At 38.5% G+C, this 17,251-nt stretch carries 13 protein-coding genes; 10 read left to right on the forward strand and 3 right to left on the reverse strand.

Annotated elements, in window-relative coordinates; all coding sequences use genetic code 11:
* Position 1 precedes the first annotated feature (1 nt).
* From CBW18_RS05525 to CBW18_RS05550, 6 genes are all read left to right on the forward strand, one after another.
* The gene (locus CBW18_RS05525) at positions 2-862 is read left to right on the forward strand and encodes a YitT family protein (RefSeq protein ID WP_088300321.1); all 861 of its coding nucleotides are present in this window, start codon (positions 2-4) and stop codon (positions 860-862) included.
* Between the two features lie 163 nt (positions 863-1,025).
* Positions 1,026-2,024, forward strand: a complete 999-nt coding sequence (locus CBW18_RS05530; protein ID WP_088300322.1) for a bifunctional riboflavin kinase/FAD synthetase — start codon at positions 1,026-1,028, stop codon at positions 2,022-2,024.
* Between the two features lie 58 nt (positions 2,025-2,082).
* Positions 2,083-2,424, forward strand: a complete 342-nt coding sequence (locus CBW18_RS05535; protein ID WP_088300323.1) for a hypothetical protein — start codon at positions 2,083-2,085, stop codon at positions 2,422-2,424.
* Between the two features lie 82 nt (positions 2,425-2,506).
* Positions 2,507-4,720 (forward strand): cation:proton antiporter, encoded by a 2,214-nt coding sequence (locus CBW18_RS05540; protein ID WP_088300324.1) that lies wholly within the window; start codon positions 2,507-2,509, stop codon positions 4,718-4,720.
* Between the two features lie 90 nt (positions 4,721-4,810).
* Positions 4,811-5,845 (forward strand): DUF2157 domain-containing protein, encoded by a 1,035-nt coding sequence (locus CBW18_RS05545; protein ID WP_088300325.1) that lies wholly within the window; start codon positions 4,811-4,813, stop codon positions 5,843-5,845.
* A gap of 45 nt (positions 5,846-5,890) precedes the next feature.
* The gene (locus tag CBW18_RS05550; RefSeq protein ID WP_088300326.1) at positions 5,891-6,880 is read left to right on the forward strand and encodes a YhcG family protein; all 990 of its coding nucleotides are present in this window, start codon (positions 5,891-5,893) and stop codon (positions 6,878-6,880) included.
* A gap of 32 nt (positions 6,881-6,912) precedes the next feature.
* Here the strand turns inward: CBW18_RS05550 and CBW18_RS05555 are convergent, their stop codons facing one another.
* Positions 6,913-7,566, reverse strand: a complete 654-nt coding sequence (locus CBW18_RS05555) for a LysE family transporter (RefSeq protein WP_088300327.1) — start codon at positions 7,564-7,566, stop codon at positions 6,913-6,915.
* 8 nt (positions 7,567-7,574) lie between these two features.
* Entirely contained in the window at positions 7,575-10,388 is a 2,814-nt protein-coding gene (uvrA, locus tag CBW18_RS05560) for an excinuclease ABC subunit UvrA (RefSeq protein WP_088300328.1), read from the reverse strand.
* Between the two features lie 260 nt (positions 10,389-10,648).
* Here uvrA and CBW18_RS05565 point away from each other — a divergent pair, with 260 nt between their 5' ends.
* The 4 genes from CBW18_RS05565 (at position 10,649) to recA (ending at position 14,762) form a co-directional block, all read left to right on the forward strand.
* Positions 10,649-11,233 carry an RNA polymerase sigma factor gene (locus CBW18_RS05565; RefSeq protein WP_088300329.1) on the forward strand — a complete coding sequence of 195 codons (585 nt, stop codon included), beginning with the start codon at positions 10,649-10,651 and terminating at the stop codon, positions 11,231-11,233.
* A gap of 469 nt (positions 11,234-11,702) precedes the next feature.
* Positions 11,703-12,890 carry an MFS transporter gene (locus CBW18_RS05575; RefSeq protein WP_088300331.1) on the forward strand — a complete coding sequence of 396 codons (1,188 nt, stop codon included), beginning with the start codon at positions 11,703-11,705 and terminating at the stop codon, positions 12,888-12,890.
* 60 nt (positions 12,891-12,950) lie between these two features.
* On the forward strand, positions 12,951-13,625 hold the full coding sequence (gene nth, locus CBW18_RS05580) for an endonuclease III (protein WP_088300332.1): 675 nt from the start codon (positions 12,951-12,953) through the stop codon (positions 13,623-13,625).
* A 123-nt stretch (positions 13,626-13,748) separates the two neighbouring features.
* On the forward strand, positions 13,749-14,762 hold the full coding sequence (gene recA / locus CBW18_RS05585) for a recombinase RecA (RefSeq protein ID WP_088300333.1): 1,014 nt from the start codon (positions 13,749-13,751) through the stop codon (positions 14,760-14,762).
* Positions 14,763-14,838: 76 nt separating this feature from the next.
* On the opposite strand, the gene CBW18_RS05590 is transcribed toward recA, so the two are convergent.
* Entirely contained in the window at positions 14,839-17,193 is a 2,355-nt protein-coding gene (locus CBW18_RS05590) for a TonB-dependent receptor (RefSeq protein WP_088300334.1), read from the reverse strand.
* Positions 17,194-17,251: the final 58 nt, after the last annotated feature.

Here is a 17,251-nt window from a genome sequence, read left to right on the forward strand (position 1 = left end):
AATGAACCGAATAAAAAACAAGAATGCCCGGTTTGCAAAAGAAATTCTCTTAATTGTGGCGGGCGTTACTTCAGCTTGTTTTGGTTTAAAGAGTTTCCTGATGCCCAGTCATTTCATTGATGGTGGCGTGACGGGTATATCCCTGCTTTTAAGCACATTAACCGGATGGAACCTCTCCTACCTGATCGTCATTATCAATATACCTTTCGTTATCCTCGGTTTCAGGCAAATTGGAAAGGGCTTTGCCATTAAAACGGCAATAGCCATAGCAGCCTTATCCATGGCCTTAATTTTTTTGCCGTTTCAACCCATTACCCATGACAAACTCCTTATCGCCTTCTTCGGTGGTTTGTTTTTGGGAGGAGGAATTGGCATGGCCATGCGCGGCGGTTGTGTGATTGATGGAACAGAAGTACTGGCACTTTATATCAGTAAAAACAGTATCCTTACAGTGGGCAATATTATCCTGATATTAAACATCATCATCTTTGCCTTTGCAGCATACTTTTTAAATATCGAAACGGCACTTTACGCCATATTAACCTACCTCTCAGCCTCGTATACCATAGATTTTATTATCAACGGTATAGAGCAATACACCGGCGTAACCGTTATTTCAGAACATCAGGAAGAAATAAAAGATTATATTATTACAGAGATGAAACGTGGTGTAACCATTTATAAAGGAGAGGGTGGTTATGGAGAAAGAAAAGATATTGACATCCTTTTTACAGTAGTCACCAAGTTAGAAATGAGCAAATTGCAAACAGCCATCAGAAACATAGATGCTGATGCATTTGTGATACAACAACAAATTGCAGACTTAAAGGGTGGTGTTGTAAAACGCCATGCTTTGCATTAATAAATATAATTATAGAAATTTGGGCGTGCCCCCAAGCTATGCAAGGGGTCGGGCTGTACGCAATATACTTTTCGTTTTTATGTACTGATATTATCCGTTAGAACGAAAAGGTATACCGCTTCCATCCCTCACGCAAACCCCATAGTTTAAAAAGATTATCCCATTGAAAATATACCATAACCTATCCGAATTTACCAGGCTTAGCAACGCAATCGTAACCATAGGTACTTTTGATGGTGTTCATTACGGACACCAGAAAATCATCAAACAGTTAGTTGCAAAAGCAAAAGCAGATCATGGTGAAAGTGTTATTTTAACTTTCTTCCCTCATCCACGGCTGATCATTGATCCTGAAAATCAGGACCTTAAAATGATCAATACCATCAACGAAAAAGCTGAAATCTTAAAAAGCCTTGGTGTTGATCATTTAATCATCACCCCCTTTACCCGCGATTTTTCAAACCAGCTTCCGGATGATTATATCAAGAATACATTGGTTAATAACATCGGGACCAAACATATCATTATTGGATACGACCATCGTTTTGGAAAAGACCGTACCGGAAACCTTGCTGATTTAAAGGCAGCAGGTATTCATTTTGGTTTTACCGTTGAAGAAATTATGGAGCAGGATATCCACGATGTTGCGGTGAGTTCAACTAAAATCCGGCAGGCACTTCTAGCTGGTGATGTCGGCCTTGCATCAGATTATTTAGGCTATGCCTTTTCTATTTTCGGGCGCGTAATTAAGGGTGATAAAATCGGCAGAACCATTGGTTTCCCAACGGCCAACATTTTTGTAGAAGAAACCTATAAACTGATTCCAGGCGATGGCATTTATGCGGTAACGGTTGAAATGAATGTCAGGAGTCAGAAGTCAGAAGTCGAGAGTCAGAAGTCGGGAGTTAATGCCTCAGCTCCTCAACCCTCAACCTTTAAAGGTATGGCTTATATCGGTCAAAGGCCAACCATCAATGGCATGACGAGAAACATTGAAGTAAATATCTTCGATTTTAATCAGGAAATTTATGGGCAAGATATCAAAATGAATTTCTTAAAATTTCTACGCCATGATGTAAAATTCACTGGTTTAGAAGCTTTAAAAGTTCAACTTCAAAAAGATAAAGAAGATACACTGGCTTTCTTTTCATCTCTTAAATAGTTAATCTTAATCGAAATTTAACTTTCAAAAAAGCCTCATTTTCGCTATATTAGCAGCAATGAGGCTTTTTTATATCCTATTTTTTTTTAGTACGCTGGTGAGTTTCGCAAACTTTGCTGCTCCAAAAAAAGATAATGCCTTAAAAATTCAATTGGTGCAGTGCGCTCCTACCTTAAAAAAAAGCATTTTTAAATTACACTTTGGTAATAATCAGGAAAGTCTTCAAAAAGACCTGATCGATCATACCTTAGCTAAAATCCGTTTAGATCTACTTATTGTTGTACTGATTGCTTTGCCTTTCTTTTTCTATTTGAAGATAGATGAGTTGGTATTAAGTCGACCTAGATATAAATATTGGTTTCTACTTAAAATGCTTTACCCGAAACACGTTTTCTGGTAATTTACAAAGCCCACCACCATCAGGTGGAATACAACAACCGGTTTAGCCGGAAATCATTTTACCATTATACCGATTACCACCAATGCACTTACCAGATTTAATTGCCGATTTAGGATTAATCCTCGCCGCAGCGGGAATTACCACACTCATATTTAAAAAAATTAAACAGCCACTTGTTTTAGGTTATATTTTAGCAGGCTTATTGGTTGGCCCGCATTTAGATTTTTTTCCCTCCGTTACCGACACCAAAAATATTAATATCTGGGGCGAAATTGGTGTGATCTTCCTCCTATTCAGTTTAGGATTGGAATTTAGTTTTAAAAAACTGGTTAAGGTTGGCGGTTCCGCTTCGGTGACGGCCATTGTCGAAGTTGTTTTTATGCTTTTAATCGGTTTCTCAGCAGGTAAACTAATGGGCTGGAAAACCATGGACAGTATTTTTCTTGGTGGAATTTTATCTGTTTCTTCTACCACTATTATTATCAGGGCTTTTGAAGAACTTGGCGTAAAACATAAAAAATTCGCAGGTCTGGTTTTTGGTGTGCTCATTGTAGAAGATTTAGTGGCCATCTTGCTACTCGTTCTCCTCTCTACCCTTGCGGTGAGTCAGCAGTTTGCCGGTAGCGAAATGCTGATATCAATCTTAAAACTGGCATTTTTTTTAGTACTCTGGTTTTTAGGTGGAATATTTCTGATTCCGTCTTTCCTGAAAGCTACCAGAAAGCTGATGAATGACGAAACCATGCTCGTGGTTTCTCTGGCCTTATGCCTGTTAATGGTGCTCCTGGCTGTAAAGGTTGGATTTTCTCCTGCATTAGGTGCCTTTATTATGGGCTCCATCCTTGCCGAAACTACACAGGCCGAAAAAATAGAACATTTAACCAAATCTGTAAAAGATTTATTTGCAGCAGTATTTTTTGTTTCAGTAGGCATGCTCATTGATCCAAAAATACTGATAGATTACAGCATCCCGATTGTAATTGTAACACTAGCCACTATTTTTGGAAAGTTTTTGAGTTCAAGTCTAGGCGCACTCCTTTCCGGCCAGCCGCTCAAAACTTCTGTTCAATCTGGAATGAGCCTGGCACAAATTGGTGAATTTTCGTTCATTATTGCCACATTAGGATTAACCTTAAAGGTAACCAGTGATTTTCTCTACCCGATTGCCGTGGCGGCATCAGCCATCACTACTTTCACTACTCCCTACCTCATAAAACATTCTGAGGCATTTTATAATTTCCTTAACCGGATTCTGCCTAAAAAATGGCTGGATGGGATTTCAAGATACAGTTCCAGTACGGCAGGAATGACCACCTTGAGCGACTGGAAAATTCTTTTGCGGAGTTATGCCTTTAATACAGTTATCCATTCCGTTATTATTGTGGCAGTTATTTTTCTGGCATCGCGCTATATTCAGCCTTTCATTGCCAAAAATTTTGTAAATGGAATTAAATCGACCATAATCAGCCTGGTGGTTTCATTTATTATCATGGCGCCTTTTTTATGGGCATTATCCATCAGAAGGATTCAAAAAACGGCTTATTCACACTTGTGGCTGAATAAAAAATATACCCGAGGACCATTAATCGCGATAGAAGTATTCAGAATCGCACTAGGCATCTTTTTCGTTGGATTTTTAATGTACGAATTTTTTGATACCTGGATTGCCGCCGGAATTGCTTTAGCTTTGATTGTGCTGATGATGTTTATTTTCTCCAGGAAACTCCAGGCTTTTTACAACCAGCTGGAAAAACGTTTCATTTTAAACCTGAACGCACGAGAAAATCAGAAACCAGATATTTTACCCTGGGATACCCACCTGACAGAATTAACGGTTTCGCCAGAATCTGAGGTGGTAGGACAAACACTCGCAAGCCTGATGATCCGTGAAAAATTTGGTGTAAACATTGCCATGATTGAACGTGGCAGAAACAGCATCCCCACACCTGGAAGAGATGAAAGACTTTACCCCAATGACAAATTGCTGCTCATCGGTGCAGACGATCAATTGGCAGCAGTAAAGGCGATTTTAGAGGTGGATATACCGGAAACAGAAAGTGAGAAAAACTTCCCTGATAAGGAAATGACCTTACAGAAAGTGGTGGTAAATATGGAATCTCCGGTTTATGGACTGAGCATCCGGAATGCAGGAATAAGAGAAAAAGCACAGGCATTAATTGTTGGCATTGAACGCGGATCAGAACGCATTTTAAACCCCTCATCAGACTTCACATTTGATAATGGGGATATCATCTGGATTGTAGGGAATAATAAGAAAATTAAAGAGGTGATATAGGTAGTCCAGAGTTTTTAGTCAGTAGTCTGAAGTCTATATAACCTCCTGACTTCAGACTTATTTTTATATCTTCGTGATAGAACCTAACCTATGAAAGTTGATATAGAAAAAAGTGAGTTTCTTAATGAAATGATTGAGCAATGGCAAAACGATGGCTTAATTAACGAAGAAACAGGCTACAAACTTCGACAAAGCTATGAAGCTAAAAATTTCGACTGGTTAAGACTTGCCCAGTATGCCTTTTGGGTAGCATTGGCCTGTGGTTTTATCGCTTTAGGATCGCTCTTAATTGATAACGCTATACTCAATTATCTTAAACGCGTTTACAATACTCCAAATATTGTTATTGCACTGGTATCTGCCGGGATTGCCGGATGGCTTTATATATTGGGTTTCCGAAGGAAGAAAAAATTGCCTAATCTCAGATTTAGCAATGAGGCCATTGTATTTTCAGCCATTTTACTTACGGCGAATGCCATTGCCTATTTTGGCAAATCACTGGATAACGGTTCTGGAAATTTCACCATTCTGATATTAATTTCTGTATTTATTTACGGCGGACTTGGTTACTTCTTCAACTCAAGATTGATCTGGATATTTGCATTAATATCTTTAGGTGCATGGTTTGGTACGGAGACAGGTTATCTCAGCCGCTGGAATTATTATTTCCTGGGTATGAATTACCCGCTCCGGTTTGTCGTTTTTGGAGCCGTTTTAACCGCTGGTTCCTTTATCATGAAGGCCTTACCTAAAACCAGGCAATTTTTTCAAGTCACCTACATTGCAGGAATGGTTTATCTATTCATCTCATTATGGGCCTTATCGGTTTTTGGCAATTTCGCCAGTTTAGAAAAATGGTATGCAGTGCGACAGTTAAGTTTATTTTACTGGGCTCTAATTTCTGCGGCGGTCTGCGTACTCAGTACCTTATTTGGGTTAAAATACCGTGATGACATCGCAAGGGAATTTGGGATTACATTTTTGTTTATCAACCTCTATACCCGTTATTTTGAATATTTTTGGGATAGCTGGCACAAGGCGCTTTTCTTTTCGGTATTGGCCGCTTCATTTTGGCTGATCGGCAGAAAAGCAGAGAAAATATGGAATGTAGAATTTTTAAAGTAAGTCTTTCTTTGTATTAATTTATTGAAAGATTTAGCCAGCTGTATTATGAAAATCGACAATCAAAATTTGTACAAAAAGGTAATTGAACTACTCAACCAAGCCAGACAAAGCATAGTACAAACTATTAACAATACAATGGCCATGACCTACTTCGAAATTGGTAAAATGATTGTAGAAGAAGAGCAGCATGGTAAAGAAAAATCTGAATATGGAAAACAAGTTTTAAAGGAACTTTCAGAAAAGTTAGTCAATGAATTTGGCAAGGGCTTTTCGGAAACTAATTTAAAGCAAATGCGGCAATTTTATATCAATTATTCAATTCGTCAGACGGTGTCTGACCAATTCAAACTTACCTGGTCTCACTATCTTAAACTCATGAGGATAGCTGATTTGAATGAGCGTAATTTTTACGAAATAGAAGCCATAAAAAATAATTGGAGCTTACGAGAATTACAACGCCAATATGATTCTGCATTATATACGCGTTTAGCCTTAAGTAAGAATAAGAAAGAAGTGATTTCTCTTGGACAAAAAGGTCAGATCATTGAGAAAAACAAAGATTTAATAAAAGACCCTTATATTTTAGAATTTTTAGGCCTGCCAGATAAAAGTTTCTACTCTGAAAGCGATTTAGAGCAAAAACTGATTGATAAATTAGAACACTTTCTATTAGAGTTAGGTAATGGTTTTACCTTTGTAGCCCGCCAAAAAAGAATAACCTTTGGTGAACGTCACTTCAAAGTAGATTTGGTTTTTTATAATAGGATACTTAAGTGCTTCGTATTAATAGACTTAAAAATTGGCGAATTGAAGCATCAGGATATAGGCCAGATGCAGATGTATGTAAACTATTTTGATAGGGAAGTAAAACTTGATGATGAAAACAAAACTATTGGAATTATTCTTTGCCAGGATAAAAGCGAATCTGTAGTCAGATATACGTTACCAGAGAATAATGAGCAAATTTTTGCCAGTAAATACCTTACCGTATTGCCTAGTGAAAAAGATTTTATCCAAATCATAGAAAACCAATAAAAGTAACAACTAGCTTAATAGCATTATAATGCCTACAATAAAATAATCAATTGCTTCACTACTAAATAAGCTGCCAGCACATACAAAAATATGGCAATAGATTTATTGATAATCAGGCTGCTCAACGCAAATTTCTCCTGAATAAAAGTGGCAAAATGAGCATATACATATAAAGCTCCCGCAGAGCCAAAGCCTGATCCGATAGCAAAGACAATTAATGATAAATAATCCGTTTTAATCCATTCATGCAGGATGACATAATTACCAAAAAATAGCCAAAAAGGGATCTGAACCGGATTTAATACCCCTAATATTAAGCCATACAGTACACTCCCACTTCGCTTATCATCTTTTTTACTACTGGTTTTCGGAACTTTTTTACGATTTACCCAAGTGATGGTTCCCATGACAATAAACATGAGAATCATGAAACAATCAACCAGTGTTCCCAACCGCACTTCACTTACCGCCTCATTGGGATTGATATCACTCATCGCCCAACGGGCAAAACGCATCATCCCGAAAGTAAAAAATACTTCTACACAGGAAAATGAGAAGATAAAGTACCATACCTGCCGCATGCCTTTATTAATAGTCAGCTGTGCAACCGTCAAATTAATGTTACCAGGGGGAATATAACCCATGGCGTTGAGGAGGATGCCTATAATAAAGGTTAGAAAAAGCATTGCCGAAATTATGGATTTAAATTTAAATGCGATGCTAAATATTTACCTGTGTAAGAACTTTTCTCTTTTACCAAGTCTTCAGGTATACCTTCGAATACTAATTTTCCACCGCCATCACCACCTTCCGGACCAATATCAATCACCCAATCAGCACATTTGATCATATCCATATTGTGCTCAATAACCAATATTGTATTACCTTGTTCTATTAATGTATTCAGTGCCTTCAATAATTTTTTGATATCGTGAAAATGCAATCCGGTAGTTGGCTCATCAAAAATAAATAATGTTTTATTGGCATTATTCCCCTTAATTAAAAATGAGGCCAGCTTAATCCGCTGCGCTTCTCCACCTGATAAGGTGTTTGAAGACTGCCCTAAATGCACATAGCCTAAACCCACATCTACCAGTGGATTTAATTTATTTAATATCTTCTGTTCATCTTTAAAGAAATCAACGGCCTCATCAATGGTCATATCCAGGATTTCAGAAACATTTTTTTCTTTATAGGTTACATCTAAAACTTGTTGCTTAAACCGCTTTCCGCCGCAAGCCTCGCAAGGCAAATAAATATCCGCCATGAACTGCATTTCGATTTTAACTTCACCCTCACCCTGACAAACATCACAACGGCCACCTTCTACATTAAAAGAAAATGCAGCCGGTTTTAGTCCTGCCGCTTTGGCTGCAGCCTGTCCTGAAAATAACGCACGAACATCATCCCAGGCCTTCACGTAAGTAACCGGATTGGAACGGCTTGATCGACCTATTGGATTTTGATCTACCATTTCTACAGCACTGACCAAATCTACGTTCCCAAAAATCCCATCGTATGCACCTGTTTGCTCACCTGCATAATTACCGATGGCCTTTTGTAAGGCCGGATAAAGTATTTTTTTCACCAAACTGGTTTTACCAGATCCTGAAACACCACTTACGGCAGTGAAAACACCAAGCGGGAATTTAACATCAATGTTCTGTAGATTATTTTCTCTGGCACCTTTAATCAGGATGTGATCCTTCCACTTACGACGCTTCTGCGGAATGGCAATTTTTTCAATTCCTGCCAGGTAGCGGCCGGTTAAACTGTTCTGATCTTTTAGAATTTCTTCATAATTGCCACTGAAAACCAGGTTCCCCCCATGCGTACCAGCTTCAGGACCAATATCAATGATGTAATCGGCAGCACGCATCATCTCCTCTTCATGCTCTACAACAATTACGGTATTCCCAACATTTCTTAGTGAAATTAAAACTTCAATAAGTTTGTTGGTATCTCGCGGATGCAGACCGATACTGGGTTCATCCAGAACGTAAATCGAGCCTACCAAACTGCTTCCTAAAGAAGTTGCCAGGTTAATCCTTTGCGACTCACCACCAGATAAGGTATTTGATAAACGATTAAGCGTCAGATAACCTAAACCTACATTATTTAAATAGAGGAAACGATTATCAATCTCTGCCAGTAAACGTTTGGCAATTTTCGCATCATTTGCACTTAACTTCAGGTCATTGAAAAATACCAGTGCTTTTGACAAGGGCATCAGCACGATATCGATAATGGACTTTTCAGCAATTTTTACATAAGAAGCATCTTTACGCAAACGCGATCCTTTACAATCCGGACAGGTGGTTTTGCCACGGTAACGGGATAACATTACCCGATATTGGATTTTATACGTTTGCTCTTCCAGTTCCTTAAAAAAAGCATCAAGTCCTGAAAAGTGTTTATTTCCCGTCCACAACAAGCGTTGTTCTTTGGCCGTTAACTGGCTGTAAGCCCGGTGAATCGGAAATTCAAATTTTGGTGCAGCCTTAATGAAATTCTGCAGCCAGATACTCATTTTTTCACCACGCCATGGCGCAATGGCATTATCATAAATACTTTTACTCTTATCAGGTATCACTAAATCTTCATCAATACCAATTACATTTCCATAGCCTTCGCAACGTTTGCAAGCACCATATGGATTATTGAAAGAGAAAAAGTTTGGCGTTGGTTCTTCAAAGCGAATTCCATCCAGTTCAAAACGATCGCTAAAATGTTTGGTTTTTCCTTCAGCCTCTACATAACAATCGCCTTTACCTTCAAAGAAAGCCGTTTGTACGGAATCAGCCAGCCGGCTTAAAGTTTCTTCTTCCTGATTGGTAACCAGGCGATCAATCAGGATCTGTACCGTTTTATCGTCAGTCAATTCTGCATCCTTAAAGTCTGGATCATCCAGCACCGATTCAATTTTTAATATTTTATGATTAATCAATACCCTTAAAAATCCCTTTTGCAATAAAATGGCAAGTTCTTCTTTAATGGTCCTGTTGTTATGTGGATAAAGCGGACAAAATATAGTAACGGTAGTATCCTCGGGCAGCGCACCCACATAATCAACAACCGTACTTACAGAATCTTTTTTTACCTCCTTCCCGGATACCGGGGAGATGGTTTTTCCGATACGGGAAAACAATAACTTCAAATAATCATAAATTTCGGTAGATGTGCCTACCGTTGAACGGGGATTAGAGGTTATTACCTTTTGTTCGATGGCAATGGCAGGCGCAATTCCTTTAATGTAATCTACATCAGGTTTATTCATCCTACCCATAAACTGACGGGCGTAAGAAGACAGACTTTCGACGTAGCGACGTTGTCCTTCAGCATATAAAGTATCAAATGCAAGCGAAGATTTTCCCGAACCCGACATTCCCGTAACCACCACCAATTTATTTTTCGGAATAGCAACATCGATATTTTTAAGGTTGTGCACACGGGCACCTTTTATGATTATATTTTTATGCGGATCTTTTTCGGCCTCTTTTTTGCTCATGTATGGTTAAGAATATATAATGAAAACCCCAGAAAGTAATTAGGGTTTTAAGATGATACAAAAATAGGGTACTGAGATGGTTAATTTATTTTTTAACATTTTATTTTTTGCATTTTGGTAAAAAATAACTTTCTTTGAACATTAACGACCTCAGAACCAAACTAACTCAATCAAAAAAAACATAGGAGATCAGCTATAGAAATTAAACATCTACAAATTAATTTTTAGCAAACAGTACGGGATTTAGTGTAGGTAAACCTATGAATTTACAATCATATAACGATCAGGACCTTGTAAAGGTATATATTGCCGGAGACGAGAATGGATTGCAGGAACTTTTACGAAGACATAAAAGCAAGATTTATACATCCATTTATTTATTGGTTAAAGACCAATATCTGGCGGAAGATATTTTTCAGGATGCTTTTATTAAGGTGATCAATACCCTTCGATCAGGAAGATATAACGAAGAAGGTAAGTTTTTACCATGGGTAATGCGTATTGCGCATAACCTTGTCATTGATTATTTCAGAAAAGAAAAACGAACACCCATTATCACCAGTGCTGATGGAATGGATGTATTCAATATGCTACACTTTTATGATGAGAGTGCAGAAGAAAAAATGCTTCGCGATCAAACCCATAAAGATTTAAAAGCCATGATTCATTTGTTGCCTGATGAACAGAAAGAAGTATTGTTAATGCGCCATTACGCCGATTTAAGTTTCAAGGAAATTGCTGATTTGACTGACGTGAGCATTAATACCGCTTTAGGCCGTATGCGCTATGCACTAAGCAATCTTCGGAAAATGCTTAAAACAAAGGAAATGACATACAAGGGGTAGCATAAAAGTTACAGAAATTATTCCGGGGTTTAAAATAAAGTATCTGAAGTACCGTTAAGTTTATAAACTTATCACATTCAGTGCTTATGACAAAAACCTCTACATCAAACTCAAGTGTAAATTCACCAATTCAAAACATGTTTCAGCCAAAAACTGACATAGAATCTGACACAGAGATCGACTTATTTTATGATCAAATAAAAGGTAAGTTAGATCGGTTAGCTAAAGATCCTCAGGATGAAACCATCAGGAAGATTTTAGCCTACAGCAGAAAAAAATAAGAATTTACAAGAGCTAAGGAAGGCTGTTCTACAGGTGTAGGGCAGCCTTTTTTTTGCTTTTTGGTTGAGCTAACATTTTAATTATAGAAAATTCTCAACCCATCTTCCTTTTTAAGATGTCCCGATTTTTACAATTGGAAAAACAAAAACCCATACCTTTGCATAGTGTAATTTTAACACTAAGAGCAATGAATAAAAATCTTCTTCCGCTTACTTTGGGTGGTTTAGGCATCGGAATTACAGAATTTGTAATGATGGGATTACTCCCTGATATAGCTAAGGGTTTAACGGTATCAATTCCAAAAGCCGGACACCTGATTTCTGCTTACGCATTGGGTGTGGTAATTGGTGCACCTTTGTTAATCATCATTGCCGGGAAATATCCACCTAAAAAGATACTAATCGCCTTGATGGTCATGTTTACAGCATTTAATGCTTTTTCTGCGTTTGCACCTACATTTAATACCTTATTTATTGCCAGGTTACTTTCTGGCTTACCGCATGGTGCCTTTTTTGGTGTAGGTTCAGTAGTCGCCAGCCGCATTGCACAAAAAGGAAAAGAAGCACAAGCCGTTTCGATGATGTTTATGGGTTTAACCATTGCGAATATAATTGGCGTTCCGCTAGGTACATATATTGGGCATAATTTCTCCTGGAGGATCTCTTTTGCGGTAGTGGTAGCTGTTGGATTAATTACTTTGTTGAGTCTTAAATTATGGTTACCTGCTTTAGAGGCGGCTAAAAACCGTGATCTGAAAGCTGAACTTGGCTTCTTCAAAAAGAAAGAAGCCTGGATTATTATTTTAATGATCTCCATCGGTACCGGTGGTTTGTTTACCTGGTACAGTTACATTGCACCACTAATGACAGAGGTTGCCGGTTTTTCGCCAGGAGCAGTTACCTATATCCTGATGCTGGCAGGCTTAGGCATGATGGCCGGAAATTTTATTGGTGGCTTACTGGCGGATAAATACTCACCAGCCAAAGCATCGGCCGTATTGTTGCTGGCCATGATGGTTGCCCTAACCATTGTACATTTTGTTTCTGCAAACCAGGTGCTGGCGCTGGTGATGACCTTTATTACAGGTGCCGTGGCTTTTTCCCTGGCCGCCCCCATTCAAATGCTCATGATCCAGTCGGCCAAAGGCTCAGAAATGCTGGCAGCATCTGCCAGCCAGGCCAGTTTTAATATTGGCAATGCATTAGGCGCATTTTTCGGCGGACTTCCGCTGGTTTATGGTTTCGACTACACCTCACCTGCTTATGTTGGTGCAGCGATGGCTTTAATTGGCGCTTTCTTTGCCTTCTGGTTGATTAAAAGCAAATCAAATAATAACATTGCCGAACCCAAACAAAAATATGCCGTGATGCATTAATTATTGTAATGGATAGCCAACATTAATGGCTTATCAGCAATTTGCTTATTATATTTGTCCATGCTTAAAAAAGAACGTTATAAACTTTTTGTAGAACATTTTTCGGCTAAGCAGCCTGATGCGGAAACAGAGTTACATTATCATAATCCTTATCAGCTGCTGGTTGCAGTAATTCTTTCGGCACAATGTACTGATAAACGGGTGAACATGGTTACGCCAGCCCTATTTCAGCGTTTTCCGAATGCAAAGGCCTTAGCTGAAGTCACTCCGGATATTGTGTTTGATTATATTAAAAGTATCAGCTATCCGAATAACAAGGCTAAACACCTGGTCGGAATGGCGAATATCCTGGTGAATGAATTTAATGATGTTGTTCCTTCAGGAATTGATGATTTACAAAAAATGCCGGGTGTGGGTCGGAAAACGGCAAACGTCATTGCTTCAGTGATTTATAATGCACCAGCGATGGCTGTGGATACACATGTATTTCGTGTAGCAAACCGTTTAGGTTTAACCAATGGCAAAACACCATTGGCAGTTGAAAAAGATTTGGTTAAAAATCTGCCTGAACAGGATATTCACATTGCGCATCATTGGCTGATTTTACATGGCCGATATGTTTGTTTAGCTAGAAATCCGAAATGCAAAGTGTGTGAGATTACATATATGTGCCGCTATTTTGAAAGATTAACCGCACAAACAGAACGTGATCAACTAAAAATGAAAATAATTTAATTTTACTATTGACATTAGCTAAAAAACAATTAACTTAGCTAAATATTTTAGCATTACAAATTATTAACATCAGTATATTTAGCCGACAATTCAATTATATTTACGGAATCAAATCTTAAAAAAATGGCAAGCGCAAATCCAGATAAATTAAAAGCATTACAGTTAACCCTAGATAAATTAGAAAAATCTTACGGTAAAGGAACCATCATGAAACTTGGCGATACCGCTATTGAACCTATTGATTTTATTTCTACAGGTTCCATTAGTTTAGATATTGCTCTGGGCATTGGTGGTATTCCAAAAGGAAGGGTTATTGAAATTTATGGACCGGAATCTTCTGGTAAGACAACTCTGGCTACACACATTATTGCAGAAGCACAAAAAAAAGGTGGTATCGCTGCATTTATTGATGCGGAACATGCCTTTGATCAGTTTTATGCCAAAAAATTGGGTGTTGATACTGATAACCTGTTAATTTCTCAACCGGATAACGGTGAACAGGCATTGGAAATTGCTGATAACTTAATCCGCTCCGGTGCCATTGATGTTATTGTGATTGACTCTGTTGCAGCATTGGTTCCTAAAAGTGAGATTGAAGGCGAAATGGGCGACAGTAAAATGGGTTTACATGCCCGTTTAATGAGTCAGGCACTTCGTAAATTAACCGGAACCATTTCGAAAACCGGATGCTGCTGTATTTTCATCAACCAGTTACGAGATAAAATTGGGGTGATGTTCGGTAATCCGGAAACGACAACGGGTGGTAACGCATTAAAATTCTATGCTTCGGTACGTTTAGATATTCGTAGGATCTCTCAAATTAAAGATTCTGATGAGGTTTCCGGTAACCGTGTTAAGGTTAAGATTGTTAAAAATAAAGTGGCTCCGCCGTTCCGGATTGCAGAATTCGATGTAATGTTTGGGGAAGGAATTTCTAAAAATGGTGAGATTGTAGATTTAGGTGTTGATTTCGGCATTATCAAAAAGGCAGGCTCATGGTATTCTTACGGAGATACCAAATTGGGTCAGGGTAGAGATGCCGTAAAACAATTATTAAGCGATAATCCTGAACTGGCTGAAGAACTGGAAGTAAAAATTAAAGCTGAAGTAACAGGTGAACACTTGCAAGAGAAATAATTAAAGTACTTTCATACATAAAAAAGCGTCCCGATGTAAAACCCGGGACGCTTTTTTGCTTTCATTAACCTGGCATTTAATAGCTTACTGAAATACCAAAATTGACAGAAGTACCTCTACCCTTCGAATAGAAACCTGGCTGCATAAACCACTGTGCCCTGGCAGGAAAATAATCCTGGTTAAAAATATTATCCACACCCAGTGAAAGTTTTGTATTCTTTTTAACCTGATAAATTCCGGCAAAGCTAAATAAGTTATATGCCCTTACTTCACCTTCGTTTCCATTGTATACACCATTGCTGTTTTTCTCAAATCTGTTACGGGAACCGATTCCGGTAAAATTCATGGTTAAATCCAATACCTTTAACGGGCTATAGGTTAGGGAAGCGGTAACTTTTGGTGCAGCAATACGGCGGCCATTAAGGTAAAGGTCTGCAGCATCGTTATATTGACCGTTTTTGTCGATATCGCGTTTGCCTTCTGTATAACTATAACTTGCTGATAAACCAAGACTCTCAAACAAACGGTAATTTACAGCGAGTTCAAAACCGTATATTTTTTCCGGACTTCTCGCTGTATTAAACAAACCAGTAGCCGGATCATAAACGACTTCAATGCCCAATTTGGAAGTACTGATGTGAGCAGAAGCAGAGAAGATCAAGCCTCCTATTCTACTTTCAAAACCTGCTTCATAATTGTTAACCTTTACGGCATCAGTATTGATTTTATCTATGCTGTTTACTTTTGCATCACGCAGGGCAAGACCAATATCCATTACCGAAAACCCTTGTGAAAACCCAACAAAAGGGCTGAAGATATTGAACTTATTATACCTTAACCCTGCATTAAAAAGATATGTACTGTACTTTAGATTCCCTCCTTTTACATCAAAAGATGGCGTAATGGTGGTATTGTTGGCACCAGTAGTTCTTAAAGTACGGTAATCATCAACAGCTATAGCAACATTTTCATAACGCAGGCCGGTTTTAAATACAAGATTATGCAGGATATTAAAATCTACTTGTGCAAAAGGGGCTACATTGGTCATGTCCATTGTCGGCACCCATATCCTGCCATCTACCAATGGCTGTGCTGTCTTATCTTTCATAAAATCAGCACCATAGGCAATACTGGCTTTTAAAAAGTTAAAGTTGAGTAATGGTGTTTCCAGAAATAAACGCGCACCTTTTTTATCATTTCTTGCCAGAGACTGTCCATCTCCCCCATCAAAACGACCTAAAGAAACGTAGAACACATCTTTTCTTGTTTCATAATATACATCTGCATTTAAACTGGACTGAAGAAAAATGCTGTCAATCTTATATGATAAGTGCAGGTTGTGGTTATAATCTACACCAGTTGGAATACCCAAGGGTTTACCCAGCACACCCGTTGCTTTCTGCCCGGTTGCCAGATTACCATTAACAAGGGTAAAATTGCTGTTTTGCAAACTGCTGTAAGTGTTATAGGTAAACTGGATACGCTGGTTCATTGCCGGCACATAGCCGATTTTTGCAAAAGCATTATAGCTATCTGTTTCACCTAAACTGTAATTTGGCCCTACCACATCGCCTTTAGCATCTTTATATTCACCGGTTTGTTCATACATCCCACTCACCACATAATCGAACTTGCCCAGTTTTCCGTAAAACATCTGGTTGATCCTCCCACCTGCTGAATTTTTAACTTTCACCATTGATCCGTTGAGGTTGACCTGAGTTTTACCTGCAAATTTTACAGCCGTATCCGGAACCATAGTGATGTAATTAACCAAACCTCCGGCAGCACCATTGCCATAAATTGCCGTTGCCCCTTTTACTACCTCAATTCGTTCGAGCACTGACGGATCAATAGACCTTAAATCTACTTCCGCATTCCTGAGCGGCGAAGATTGTGAAACACCATCAATCATCACCAACATGGGGCGGCCACGCAGATTCTGCCCCACATTATTACCGGTTTGTGCGGTTGGTGCAAAACCAGGTACCTGATTGGCCAATATGGTGCTTAAATCCGGGTTGATCGCCATCTCCCTCGCGAGTTTTTCCTTATTTACGATACTGACTGAAGTAGTAATGTTTTTGACATCCTCTGGCTTTCTGGAAGTAGAAATCACAACGTCATCCAGTTTGTTAGGAACTGGATCTAAACCAATATTAATAACGGTATCACCGCTAATGGATAAAACGTTTTTGGTAAATGCTTTGTAACCTACTGCCTGTGCACTCAGTATAAATGGAATACCACTTTTAATATACACAGCATAATAGCCCTTGCTATCAGCCTGAACTTTTTGCCCTGAAAAAGAAATGGTTACATAAGGGATTTCGCTTTTATTATCTTTAACATATCCCTCAACCTTTACATTTTGTGCATGTAAACGAAGAATATTTAGCGAGATGAGTACAATGATGAGTAGGCTTTTTTTCATCTATATTTGAATTTTTTCGCCAAATATAGTGAATCATACCTATCTAGATTAGATCTAA

It is taken from the genome of Pedobacter sp. AJM (assembly GCF_002197755.1).
Classification (GTDB): Bacteria; Bacteroidota; Bacteroidia; order Sphingobacteriales; family Sphingobacteriaceae; genus Pedobacter.

Bases quoted from the DNA above. Each gene is read 5' to 3' on its own strand.
- CBW18_RS05550 (WP_088300326.1), top strand. From the start codon at position 5,891: ATGAAAATCGACAATCAAAATTTGTACAAAAAGGTAATTGAACTACTC.
- CBW18_RS05525 (WP_088300321.1), top strand. From the start codon at position 2: ATGAACCGAATAAAAAACAAGAATGCCCGGTTTGCAAAAGAAATTCTC.
- CBW18_RS05565 (WP_088300329.1), top strand. From the start codon at position 10,649: ATGAATTTACAATCATATAACGATCAGGACCTTGTAAAGGTATATATT.
- recA (WP_088300333.1), top strand. From the start codon at position 13,749: ATGGCAAGCGCAAATCCAGATAAATTAAAAGCATTACAGTTAACCCTA.
- CBW18_RS05535 (WP_088300323.1), top strand. From the start codon at position 2,083: ATGAGGCTTTTTTATATCCTATTTTTTTTTAGTACGCTGGTGAGTTTC.
- CBW18_RS05590 (WP_088300334.1), bottom strand. From the start codon at position 17,193: ATGAAAAAAAGCCTACTCATCATTGTACTCATCTCGCTAAATATTCTT.
- CBW18_RS05575 (WP_088300331.1), top strand. From the start codon at position 11,703: ATGAATAAAAATCTTCTTCCGCTTACTTTGGGTGGTTTAGGCATCGGA.
- nth (WP_088300332.1), top strand. From the start codon at position 12,951: ATGCTTAAAAAAGAACGTTATAAACTTTTTGTAGAACATTTTTCGGCT.
- CBW18_RS05545 (WP_088300325.1), top strand. From the start codon at position 4,811: ATGAAAGTTGATATAGAAAAAAGTGAGTTTCTTAATGAAATGATTGAG.
- CBW18_RS05555 (WP_088300327.1), bottom strand. From the start codon at position 7,566: ATGCTTTTTCTAACCTTTATTATAGGCATCCTCCTCAACGCCATGGGT.
- CBW18_RS05540 (WP_088300324.1), top strand. From the start codon at position 2,507: ATGCACTTACCAGATTTAATTGCCGATTTAGGATTAATCCTCGCCGCA.
- uvrA (WP_088300328.1), bottom strand. From the start codon at position 10,388: ATGAGCAAAAAAGAGGCCGAAAAAGATCCGCATAAAAATATAATCATA.